Here is a 12042-nt window from a genome sequence, read left to right on the forward strand (position 1 = left end):
CTCACGAATCGTCGCATCTGGGGTGACATTGATGCGACAGCGTCAGGGCACACCACCATTCGCGCCGGTCAATCCCCAGGAAACGGCGGGTTTTGCGGTTGTTTCTATCCGTTGCCGTGGCCTGCCTGGCAGGGCTATATCTGGGGCCTCGCCAGTTTCCACGCTCCCGCCCTCCAGGACGCATCGACATGACCCTCCGTAACGGCAAGGAATTCCTGATGATCCCGGGCCCGACAAACGTGCCCGACGAGGTGCTTCGCGCCATGCACCGGCCGGCTGTCGACATCTATGAAGGTCCCCTGCTGCGCACCACGGACGCCTGCCTCGCCGGGCTGAAGCGGTTGTTCCGGACTGAAGGCAAGCCGTACATCTACATTTCCAACGGCCATGGGGCCTGGGATGCGGCGCTGTCCAACACGCTGTCGCGCGGCGACAAGGTGCTTGTGCTGGAATCGGGCCGCTTTGCACTGGGCTGGGGCGAGGCGGCGGAAGTGAGTGGCATCGAGATGGAGGTTCTGCCGGGCAGCTGGCACCTGCCGGTCGATCCGGCTGCCGTCGAGGCCCGGCTGAAGGCCGACACGGCGCATGCAATCAAGGCGGTGCTGGTGGTGCAGATCGACACGGCCTCGGGTGTCCTGAATGACATTGCTGCCATCCGCAAGGCCATCGATGCGGCCGGGCATCCGGCGCTGTTCATGGTCGACTGCATCGCCTCGCTGGGCTGCGTGCCCTTCGAGATGGACGCCTGGGGCGTCGATCTGGCACTGACCGGCTCGCAGAAGGGGCTGATGGCGCCTCCCGGTCTTGCCTTCGTGGCCGCCGGGCCACGCGCGCTGGCGGCGCACAAGACCGCCGGCCTGCGCAACAGCTACATGGACTGGACGTTCCGCGATGGGCCGGAACATTACATGAAATATTGCGGCACGCCGCCGGAGCATCTGCTGTTCGCCTTCAACCGCGCGGTCGAGCTGATCGAGGAGGAAGGGCTGGAGGCCGTCTGGCGGCGGCACGCACTGCTGGCGCGGGCGACCCGTGCTGCGGTCGGGGTCTGGGGTCAGGCCGGGTGCCTGGAACTGAACATCAAGGCGCCGGAGGCCAGGTCGGACAGCGTCACGGTGATCCTGTTCAAGGGTGTGGATCCAGCGCCTTTGCGCGCCTTCGTCAAGGACATCTGCGGCGTCACCGTCGGTGGGACCATCGGCGAGATCGGTGGACGCGGCATCCGCATCGGCCACATGGGCCATGTCAATGCGGTGATGCTGCTCGGCACCTTGTCGGCGCTGGAACTGGGCCTGCGCCATCTTGGCATTCCGCATGGCGCCGGCGGTGTCGATGCGGCGATCGAGAGTTTGCAGCAGGCATTGGCTTGAACCAGACCCAGACCCAGGCCCAGACCCTGAAGGGTCTGGCTATCCGCCTGCAGCGCGTTCCTTGTCGCGGTCACCCAGTCCGAGCAACGCCCGGAGCCGGCCGAAGGCGAGGCGCGGCCAGTCGGCCTGTGGTTCCGTTTCGACAGGTTCGAGCGGAGCCGGAGCGAGATGGGCGATGACATCGCCGGCCTCGAAGCTCAGATCAGCGGCGAACTTGCGTGCGAGGGCCTGCATCGACCGGTTGGTGCCGAGGCAGTTCATGTAGATGTGCTGATAGCCCTGCGCCCTGGCCGCGATCAGGACCAGTTCCATCAGCGCGGTTCCAAGCCCCTGGCCACGCCAGCCGGTCTCGACGCAAAAGGCAGCTTCGCCCGAGGTCGCGTCAGCGACCCGGCGCAGTTCGGACGTGGCCCGGAGCGTGCCGTCCTCGATATAGCCATAGATCACCGTGTCGAGCGAAAACGAGGTCTCGACATAGGCTTCGAGAAAGGTGTCGCTGACGAGCATGGCAAAACGGCTCCGCTTCGTCTCCGGATCGAGACGCAGCAGATGGTCGCGGAACAGATGTTTATCGGCGCTGCCCAGAAGGCGGATGCGCCCGTTTGTAGTCAGGTGCGGCATGATCCCGTGCCTTCTTGAACGAAGTGACGAGCCGCCCTTGGGTCTCCCTAAGACTTGCCTCAAATATGACGTTAACGGCAACAAGGATCAAGCCGTTTCGTCAAACATCGTGAATTGAAGGTTTGTCGGGGGAGAATTATGCAGGCGGGGGCGCTAGACTACGCCAGACCTGTGAGGCAGGAAGGACTGATTCGATATGAAACGCCTAGCAACGATCGCCGTGGTGCTTTGTCTGACCGGTGTGGCCGGCTGCCAGCGCTTCGGCGGCGGGAACTATTCCGCGCCGCCGCTTCCGGCGACGCCCACGACGCCGGTGTCCGGCGGTCAGCTGCAGCCCCTGGTCCCGGCACCGGGCGCTGTCACCACCGACCCGATGGCCCCGCTTCCCGGCACTCCGGCAGTACCGGGTGCCCCCGGCCCCGTGGCGGCACTGCCGGCAACCCCGGCTCCGGCCGACAGCCGTGAAATTGGCCGCAACGACATGCTTGGCGGCTGGAAAATCGCCTCCGGCAGCAGCAATTGCATGCTGTTCATGACCCTGACCACCTGGAGCGGCGGTTACCGGGCCAATACCCGTGGTTGCAACGACGCAACCCTCGCCGGCGTCTCGGCCTGGGACCTGTCGGGCAAGCAGGTCGTGCTGAAGGATGGCAGCGGTGGCGAGATCGCCCGGCTCTACTCCACCTCCGGAGAACGCTTCAGCGGTCAGACCAGCACGGGATCCGCAGTCAGCCTGTCGCGCTGATCGTCGTTGTTTCACGCCTCCCCCTGGAAACGTTCACGCCCGTTTCGCGAAAATTTCACGCGAAACGGGCAATCGTTTCACAATCAGCAACTTGGGGGAGTGTCCGAGGATTATGGCGAAGTATGATCCGCTGCGCGAACATCTGGCCCGGTTGGACGAGGTTGTCTGGGCCGCCAAGTTGGATGATCTTGAGACAATTCTCGGCTCTAATCTGCCGATGAGCGCGCGTGAACATCGAACCTGGTGGGCGAATTCTGGCGGCAGTCTCGTGCACCAGAACGCCTGGCTCGATGCCGGTTGGCGTGTTGATCACACGGATCTGAAACGCGACCTGGTTGTCTTTCGCCGGTTGCGCATCGGCGGAACTTCGCTCGCGCAGGCGCCGCGCCGCGCCGAGACCGATGCGCCGAAGTCCAGCGAGGCACCGCCGGCCGATGCCGCCCGCCTGGCGCAGGCCATGACGGCCTTGCGCGAGTCCGTTTCGATCACGATCCGGGCCGAGTGGACGGCAATCGGGGCCCTGGCGGACGTTGCCTGCAGTTCCCAGCTCCTGCCGGCCGAGCCGGGCGTCTATCGGCTCACCCGGTTGCGCGACGGTCTGGTCTTTACCTGCATTGTCGACAGTCGTGACCTTGCCGGGTTCCATGCCGCCCTGCGCCGTTCCTTCAAGGGAATGGACCAGCAGGACACGGCCCCGGAAGCGGTCGGCGGCGTGCGGCTGATCGATCGGCTCGGTATTGAACCGGGGACCGCCTGCGAGATCGACATCCTGCGGCCTGGCAATGCCTGGATCCTCAGCGACGGACGGGGGCGCGGCGCGGACCTTGCCAAGTCGCAGGAGCGGGAACTGGTTGCGCGTCTTCTCGCAATCCAGGAACGGCAATCAGGACGCGGCGGCCGGCTGCTGCGCTGGTAGGCGGCTGAGGCCGGGTCGTGTCGGGTCGGCTGAAGGGCATTGCCTTTTCGGGGTAAATCTCGCCGGCATTTACGCTCCGGTCGCTTCCTGGTGCTAGAAAGCAGATCCCTTTAGTTTGATGGGACTTGCGTCCGCATGCCAATCTCCGTATCGCAGCAGCGGAATTCATGGGCGCCAATGTGCAGGCGCGCTCGGGCGTGGCCCGGGCCCTCGATTGCCCGGACACGTCTGCTGCAGGCGGAGAGCTGACGTTGAAGCCGACGACAAGAATGGAATTGCCGAGCAGTCGCGCACTGGCCAGACGCTATGAAGCCCTGGTCGCCAGTGGCGCCATTGTCGAGGATGCGGCGCAGCTTGCCGCCGTGCGCAAGCTCGATGCCCTGAACGATCACCTTGCCGAAGTGCGGCTTGCCTCCAAGAAAAGTTCCCTCGGTTGGTTGTTTGCCCGCAAGAAAAACGAGATGTGGGCTGCCGTGCGCGGTCTCTATCTGTGGGGCGGGGTCGGGCGCGGCAAGACGATGCTGATGGACCTGTTCATGGAAGTGACGGTCATCCGCCGCAAGAGGCGGGTGCATTTTCATGAGTTCATGGCCGAGACGCATGAGCGCATCCACGCCTGGCGCCAGGCGCTGAAGCGCGGCGAAGTGAAGGGCGACGACCCGATCCCGCCCGTTGCCGACCAGATCGCGCTCGAGACGCGGCTGCTGTGCTTTGACGAATTCGCGGTCACTGACATAGCTGACGCCATGATCCTCGGACGGCTGTTCACGCAGCTATTTGCGCGCGGCGTGATTGTGGTTGCAACATCGAATGTTGCAACCGAAAATCTCTACAAGGATGGCCTCAACCGCCAGCTGTTCCTGCCGTTCCTCAGCCTGCTGGCCAAGCATGTCGAGGTTCTCAAACTGGATTCGCCGACGGACTATCGCCTGGAGAAACTGGGTGGATCGAAGCTCTACATGACGCCGCTCGGGGCCGACACCACCCGCGCCTTCGATGATCTGTGGCGGGCACTCACCCACGGCATGCCGGAACATGCCGAGCACCTGGAGATGAAGGGGCGCCGCATCGAGGTGCCGCGCGTTGCAAGCGGCATCGCCCGCTTCAGCTTCGCCGATCTATGCAGCAATCCGCTCGGAGCCGCGGATTATCTGCGCATCGCCCACGCCTATGGCACGATCTTCATCGAAAATGTCCCAGCCATGGACATGGCCCGCCGCAATGAGGCCAAGCGGTTCATAAATCTGATCGATACCTTGTATGACAATGGCGTCAAGACAGTGATCTCGGCCGAGGCCGATGCTGACGGGCTCTACCGCGCCGCCAGTGGGGCAGAGATCTTTGAATTCGACCGGACGATCTCGCGTTTGATCGAAATGCGGTCCGACGCCTATCTGTCGGGAGAGAACAGAAGCGCTACACGTCCTGATACGCATTCCCATTAGGTCATGCACGTGGGCGCGCAAGGAATGGCATAAACTGGCCTCTCGCAGGGGTATATTCTTTTGATTGGCTTGCGTGGGCAGGTCAAACGGAGTAGTGCCATCCGCAGTCATCGGCGGATGGCGTGAGGTTCCATCTTACGTAAAGGGAAACTTTCGGACATGGCGCGCAACAAAATTGCTTTGATTGGTTCGGGTCAGATCGGCGGCACGCTCGCCCACCTGGCTGGTCTCAAGGAGCTGGGGGACATCGTCCTCTTCGACATCGCCGAGGGCATGCCGCAGGGCAAGGCGCTCGACATCGCCGAATCTTCCCCGGTTGACGGCTTCGACGCCAAACTCGCCGGCACCAACACCTATGAGGGCATCGAAGGCGCCGATGTCGTCATCGTCACCGCCGGCGTGCCGCGCAAGCCGGGCATGAGCCGCGACGACCTGCTGGAAATCAACCTGAAGGTCATGGAGCAGGTTGGCGCCGGTATCGCCAAGCACGCGCCGAATGCCTTTGTCATCTGCATCACCAACCCGCTCGACGCGATGGTCTGGGCGTTGCAGAAGTTCTCCGGCCTGCCAGCCCACAAGGTCGTCGGCATGGCCGGCGTGCTGGACAGCGCCCGCTTCCGCTACTTCCTGGCCGACGAGTTCAACGTCTCGGTCGAGGACGTCACCGCTTTCGTCCTGGGTGGCCATGGCGACACGATGGTGCCGCTGACCCGCTACTCCACCGTTGCCGGCATTCCGCTGCCGGACCTCGTCAAGATGGGCTGGTGCACGGCCGAGCGCCTGGAACAGATCGTCCAGCGCACCCGTGACGGCGGCGCCGAGATCGTCGGCCTGCTGAAGACCGGCTCGGCCTTCTACGCCCCGGCCTCCTCGGCCATCGCGATGGCGGAAAGCTATCTCAAGGACAAGAAGCGCGTGCTGCCCTGCGCGGCTGCGCTGAACGGCCAGTATGGCCTCAAGAACACCTATGTCGGTGTTCCGGTGGTGATCGGCGCCGGTGGCGTCGAGCGCGTCATCGAGATCGACATGAACGCCGATGAGAAGGCCATGTTCGACAAGTCCGTCGCATCCGTCGACGCGCTGGTCGAGGCCTGCAAGAAGATCCAGCCGGCGCTCGCCTGAGCCTCGTGCTGAACTAAAGAGCCAGAGATGCAACCCGCCGCCGGCTCACCGGCGGCGGTACTCCGAACGACGGGGGAGACCATGAACATTCATGAGTATCAGGCCAAGGCGGTCCTGAAGGAATACGGTGCTCCGGTAGCCGAGGGCGTCGCCATTTTCTCGGCCGGCGAAGCGGAAGCTGCAGCCAAGCAGCTGCCCGGCCCGCTCTGGGTCGTGAAGTCACAGATCCACGCCGGTGGCCGTGGCAAGGGCAAGTTCAAGGAACTGCCGGCTGATGCCAAGGGCGGCGTGCGCCTCGCCTTCTCGCTGGACGACGTCATCAAGCACGCCGGCGAAATGCTCGGCAACACGCTCGTGACCGCCCAGACCGGTGACGCCGGCAAGGTTGTCAACCGCCTCTATATCGAGGACGGTGCCGACATCGAGCGCGAGCTGTATCTCTCGATCCTCGTGGACCGTTCCGTTGGCCGCCCGGCCTTCGTCGTCTCCACCGAAGGCGGCATGGACATCGAAGCTGTTGCCGAACACACCCCGGAAAAGATCATCACCCTGCCGATCGATCCGGACACCGGTGTGACCGAGGCGGACGCTGCCAAGCTCTGCGATGCGCTGAAGCTCGACGGCGAAGCCCGCCAGGACGGCATGACGCTGTTCCCGATCCTCTATAAGGCCTTCATGGAAAAAGACATGAGCCTCATGGAGATCAACCCGCTGATCGTCATGAAGGACGGACGCGTGCGCGTTCTGGACGCCAAGGTGTCCTTCGACGGCAACGCCCTGTTCCGTCACCCGGAAATCGTTGCCCTGCGCGACGAAACCGAAGAAGACGCCAAGGAAATCGAGGCTTCCAAGTGGGACCTCGCCTATGTCGCCCTCGACGGCAACATCGGCTGCATGGTCAACGGCGCCGGCCTTGCCATGGCGACCATGGACATCATCAAGCTCTACGGCAAGGAGCCGGCGAACTTCTGTGACGTCGGTGGCGGCGCTGGCAAGGAGAAGGTGGCCGCAGCCTTCAAGATCATCACCGCAGATCCGCGCGTGGAAGGCATTCTCGTCAACATCTTCGGTGGCATCATGAAGTGCGACGTCATTGCGGAAGGCGTGATTGCCGCCGTGAAGGAAGTCGGCCTCAAGGTTCCGCTGGTGGTGCGCCTCGAAGGCACCAATGTTGACCTCGGCAAGAAGATCATCGCCGAAAGCGGTCTGAATGTGATCGCTGCCGACGATCTGGACGATGCCGCCCAGAAGATCGTTGCCGCCGTGAAGGGTGCGCAGTGATGGCCGCCGCAAGCAAAGGCGTCAAGCGCCAGGCTTTCGGGCCCAACGAGACCGACATCAACCTGTGCTACTTCGTGTGCTGGGACCTGACCGCGACGCCGGAAGACGGCATCGCCAACAGCTGGGCACATTTCACCGACCGTGAAGATGCGGCTGAGTATTTCGGCCTCAAGTCGAAGGACTCCAAGACGTTTGTCTGGCAGGGCGAACTCGGTATCTCGAAGACCGATGGCCACTTCGACTGGTTCAGCACCAACTGGTCCCGCAACCTTGATGCGCAGATGCCGCACAAGCAGGCGGCCGGCAAGGGCTACCGTTTCACGAATGACGTTTTCGAGGAATTTGACGCCCTCGAATTTGAGGAAGAGGAAGCAGAATAATGTCGATCCTCGTCAACAAAGAGACCAAGGTCATCGTCCAGGGCCTGACCGGCAAGACCGGCACGTTCCACACGGAACAGGCACTGGCCTATTACGGCACCCAGATGGTGGCCGGCGTGCATCCGGCCAAGGGTGGCGAGAAGTGGACCGGCTCCAAGGGTGAAAGCCTGCCGATCTACGCTTCCGTCGCCGCTGCCAAGGATGCGACCGGTGCGGATGCGTCCGTGATCTACGTGCCGCCGGCCGGTGCCGCAGCTGCGATCATCGAAGCCATCGACGCCGAGATCCCCTTCATCGTCTGCATCACGGAAGGCATTCCGGTGGCTGACATGGTGAAGGTCAAGGCCCGCCTGGAGAAGTCCAAGTCGCGCCTGCTCGGCCCCAACTGCCCCGGCATCCTGACCCCGGAACAGTGCAAGATCGGCATCATGCCGGGCTCCATCTTCAAGAAGGGTTCGGTTGGTATTGTCTCGCGCTCGGGCACGCTTACCTATGAAGCCGTGTTCCAGACCACCAATGCAGGCCTCGGCCAGACGACGGCTGTCGGCATCGGCGGCGATCCGGTCAAGGGCACGGAATTTATCGATGTGCTGGAGATGTTCCTCGCCGACGAGGCCACCCAGTCGATCATCATGATCGGCGAGATTGGTGGCTCTGCGGAAGAGGAAGCAGCCCAGTTCCTCATCGACGAGGCCAAGAAGGGCCGCAAGAAGCCGATGGCCGGCTTCATCGCGGGCCGGACCGCCCCGAAGGGCCGCACGATGGGTCACGCAGGTGCCGTGATCTCCGGCGGCAAGGGCGGTGCGGAAGACAAGATTGCCGCCATGGAATCGGCCGGCATCCGCGTCTCCTCCTCTCCGGCCAAGCTGGGCGAGACCCTCGTCCAGGTCCTGAAAGGTTGATTGCTGCGCGAACCGTGCAATTTGTTTACGGTTCGTAAGGCATACCAGCTGGTAAGCGGACATCGGATCCAAACGCCGGTGTCCGCCTTTTTTGAGCGGGGTCCGTGTCTCGTGATGCGGGCCCGAACGTGCAACCCGGGTCGCATTTCACGCTGCACCCGAGAAAAAAAGGGCGGAGTACCCCTCCGCTGAGCGAGCATGGCACGGCAGGACGCGAACAATGTCTTCGCGCTGACGTCGTTCCTTTACGGCGCCAACGCAGCCTATATCGAAGAACTCTATGCCCAGTACCAGGAGAACCCTGCCTCGGTTGACGCCGAGTGGCAGGATTTCTTTGCCGGACTGCAGGATGAAAAGGCCGATGTGCTGAAGGAAGCACGCGGGGCCCCCTGGGCGCGCGCCGATTGGCCGCTGGCCGCCGGGGGCGACCTGATCAATGCACTCGACGGCAACTGGGGTCAGATCGAAAAGGTCGTCGGGGACAAGCTGAAGCAGAAGGCCGAGGCCAAGGGCGCTCCAGCCACGGCTGGCGATGTGCACCAGTCGACCCGCGACAGTGTGCGGGCGCTGATGATGATCCGCGCCTACCGCATGCGCGGCCATCTGCACGCCGACCTGGATCCGCTGCGTCTCTCGCCTCCCGGCGATCACGAGGAGCTGCATCCCTCGTCCTACGGCTTCACGGATGCCGACTGGGACCGTCCGATCTTCATCGACAACGTGCTGGGGCTGGAATATGCCACCCTGCGCGAGATGCTGGAGATCCTGAAGCGCACCTATTGCTCGACCCTAGGTGTCGAGTTCATGCACATTTCCGATCCGGCCGCCAAGGCCTGGTTGCAGGAGCGCATCGAGGGCCCGGACAAGCATGTCGAGTTCACGCCGGAAGGCAAGCGCGCGATCCTGAACAAGCTGGTCGAGGCCGAAGGCTTTGAGAAGTTCATCGACGTCAAATACACCGGCACCAAGCGCTTCGGCCTTGATGGCGGCGAGGCGCTGATCCCGGCGCTGGAACAGATCATCAAGCGCGGCGGCAACATGGGCCTCAAGGACATCGTCCTTGGCATGGCGCACCGTGGCCGCCTGAACGTCTTGACCCAGGTGATGGGCAAGCCGCACCGTGCGGTGTTCCACGAGTTCAAGGGCGGCTCCTACGCCCCTGATGAAGTGGAAGGCTCCGGCGACGTGAAGTACCATCTGGGCGCATCGTCCGACCGGTCCTTCGACGGCAATCAGGTGCACCTGTCGCTGACGGCGAACCCGTCGCACCTGGAAATCGTCAACCCGGTGGTGCTGGGCAAGGCCCGCGCCAAGCAGGACCAGTTGTCGGCCGTTGAAGGCCGCTGGCTGATGGACTCGCGCCAGACGGATCGTTCGAATGTGCTGCCGCTGCTGATCCACGGCGATGCGGCTTTCGCAGGCCAGGGCGTCGTCGCCGAGTGCTTCGGGCTGTCGGCCCTGCGTGGTCACCGCACCGGCGGCTCGCTGCATGTCATCATCAACAACCAGATCGGCTTCACGACGAACCCGCGCTTCTCGCGCTCCTCGCCGTATCCCTCCGACATGGCCAAGGTGATCGAGGCGCCGATCTTCCACGTCAACGCGGATGATCCGGAAGCCGTGGTGTTTGCCGCCAAGGTGGCGATCGAGTTCCGCCAGACCTTCGGCCGGCCGGTGGTGATCGACATGATCTGCTATCGCCGCTTCGGTCACAACGAAGGCGATGAGCCGAGCTTCACCCAGCCGATCATGTATCGCAAGATCCGCAACCATCCGACCACGCTGCAGATCTATGCAGAGCGTCTGATGGCGGAAGGTGTCATCACCGCCGAGGAAGTCGACGCGATGAAGACTGCCTGGCGGGCCAAGCTGGAAGCCGAGTTCGAAGCCGGCCAGAGCTACAAGCCGAACAAGGCCGACTGGCTGGACGGCAAGTGGTCGGGCATGAAGCCGGCCGACGACCAGGAAGACGCGCGCCGCGGGGCGACCGGTGTTCCGACCGAGCGGCTCAAGGAAATCGGCAAGAAGCTGACGCAGGTGCCGGAAGGCTTCAACGTTCACAAGACCATCGGCCGGTTCCTGTCGAACCGCTCGACGATGATCGAGACTGGCGAAGGCATTGACTGGGCAACGGCCGAGGCGCTGGCCTTCGGCACGCTGGTGACCGAAGGCCATCCGGTGCGCCTGTCCGGTCAGGACTGTGAACGCGGCACCTTCTCGCAGCGCCACACCGTCCTCTACGATCAGGAAGACGAGAACCGCTTCATTCCGCTGAACAACCTGGCCGACGACCAGGCCCGCTACGAGGTCATCAACTCGATGCTCTCGGAAGAGGCGGTGCTGGGCTTTGAGTACGGCTACTCGATGGCTGAACCGAACGCCCTGACCATGTGGGAAGCGCAGTTCGGTGACTTTGCCAACGGTGCCCAGGTGCTGTTCGACCAGTTCATCTCCAGCGGTGAACGCAAGTGGCTGCGCATGTCCGGCCTCGTCTGCCTTCTGCCGCATGGCTATGAAGGTCAGGGTCCGGAACATTCCTCGGCCCGTCTGGAGCGTTTCCTCCAGATGTGCGCGGAAGACAACATGCAGGTCGCGAACTGCTCGACCCCGGCGAACTACTTCCACATCCTGCGCCGTCAGCTGAAGCGCGACATCCGCAAGCCGCTGATCCTGATGACGCCGAAGTCGCTTCTGCGCCACAAGCGTGCGACCTCGAAGCTGGTGGAACTGGGAGCGGATTCGACCTTCCACCGCCTGTTGTGGGACGATGCGGAATATCTGGCGGACAGCGGCATCAAGCTGGTGCCGGACGACAAGATCCGCCGGGTGGTGATGTGCTCGGGCAAGGTCTATTATGACCTCTACGAAGAGCGCGAGAAGCGCGGCATCACGGATGTCTATCTCCTGCGTGTCGAGCAGCTCTATCCCTTCCCGAAGAAGGCCCTGGTGCAGGAACTGTCGCGCTTCCGCAATGCCGACATGGTCTGGTGCCAGGAAGAGCCGCAGAACATGGGCAGCTGGACGTTCGTCGAACCCTACATCGAGTGGGTGCTGGAGCAGATCGGCGCCAAGTGCCGCCGTCCGCGCTACGCCGGCCGTGCGGCTTCGGCCTCGACGGCGACGGGCCTGATGTCCAAGCACCTTGCCCAGCTCCAGGCGTTCCTGGACGAGGCATTCGCAAACTGATCCCGGCTGGCCCGCCCCGGTGGCGGGCCAGACCCCCGATCCGGAACTGGCCAAGGCAATTTTTTAGAGAAGGC

The 12042-nt window shown here is 63.3% G+C and carries 10 protein-coding genes; 9 read left to right on the top strand and 1 reads right to left on the bottom strand.

Translation table 11 applies throughout. The annotated features are described in order from the left end of the window. Positions 1–188: 188 nt before the first annotated feature. A complete protein-coding gene (locus ACTIFE_RS17880; protein WP_439530493.1) occupies positions 189–1370 on the top strand; it encodes a pyridoxal-phosphate-dependent aminotransferase family protein in 1182 nt (393 codons plus the stop codon). A gap of 39 nt (positions 1371–1409) precedes the next feature. On the opposite strand, the gene ACTIFE_RS17885 is transcribed toward ACTIFE_RS17880, so the two are convergent. Continuing rightward, on the bottom strand, positions 1410–1991 hold the full coding sequence (locus ACTIFE_RS17885; RefSeq protein WP_439530494.1) for a GNAT family N-acetyltransferase: 582 nt from the start codon (positions 1989–1991) through the stop codon (positions 1410–1412). Positions 1992–2187: 196 nt separating this feature from the next. Between ACTIFE_RS17885 and ACTIFE_RS17890 the strand changes: the two genes are divergently transcribed. The 8 genes from ACTIFE_RS17890 (at position 2188) to ACTIFE_RS17925 (ending at position 11968) form a co-directional block, all read left to right on the top strand. Next, entirely contained in the window at positions 2188–2736 is a 549-nt protein-coding gene (locus ACTIFE_RS17890; RefSeq protein WP_439530495.1) for a protease inhibitor Inh/omp19 family protein, read from the top strand. Positions 2737–2848: 112 nt separating this feature from the next. Next, entirely contained in the window at positions 2849–3652 is an 804-nt protein-coding gene (locus ACTIFE_RS17895; protein ID WP_439530496.1) for a DUF7662 domain-containing protein, read from the top strand. A gap of 269 nt (positions 3653–3921) precedes the next feature. After that, a complete protein-coding gene (zapE, locus tag ACTIFE_RS17900; protein WP_439530533.1) occupies positions 3922–5097 on the top strand; it encodes a cell division protein ZapE in 1176 nt (391 codons plus the stop codon). Between the two features lie 159 nt (positions 5098–5256). Next, positions 5257–6219: a malate dehydrogenase gene (mdh, locus tag ACTIFE_RS17905; protein ID WP_439530497.1), complete on the top strand. Its 963-nt coding sequence runs from the start codon at positions 5257–5259 to the stop codon at positions 6217–6219. A gap of 81 nt (positions 6220–6300) precedes the next feature. Further along, positions 6301–7500 carry an ADP-forming succinate--CoA ligase subunit beta gene (sucC, locus tag ACTIFE_RS17910; protein WP_439530498.1) on the top strand — a complete coding sequence of 400 codons (1200 nt, stop codon included), beginning with the start codon at positions 6301–6303 and terminating at the stop codon, positions 7498–7500. Then, entirely contained in the window at positions 7500–7880 is a 381-nt protein-coding gene (locus ACTIFE_RS17915) for a hypothetical protein (protein ID WP_439530499.1), read from the top strand. Before sucC ends, ACTIFE_RS17915 begins: the two co-directional genes overlap by 1 nt. After that, positions 7880–8782: a succinate--CoA ligase subunit alpha gene (gene sucD, locus ACTIFE_RS17920; protein WP_439530500.1), complete on the top strand. Its 903-nt coding sequence runs from the start codon at positions 7880–7882 to the stop codon at positions 8780–8782. Before ACTIFE_RS17915 ends, sucD begins: the two co-directional genes overlap by 1 nt. Positions 8783–8980: 198 nt before the next feature. Next, positions 8981–11968 carry a 2-oxoglutarate dehydrogenase E1 component gene (locus ACTIFE_RS17925; protein WP_439530501.1) on the top strand — a complete coding sequence of 996 codons (2988 nt, stop codon included), beginning with the start codon at positions 8981–8983 and terminating at the stop codon, positions 11966–11968. The last annotated feature ends 74 nt before the right edge of the window (positions 11969–12042 follow it).

The sequence above is a fragment of the Pannonibacter sp. genome, assembly GCF_051860505.1.
GTDB lineage: Bacteria > Pseudomonadota > Alphaproteobacteria > Rhizobiales > Stappiaceae > Pannonibacter.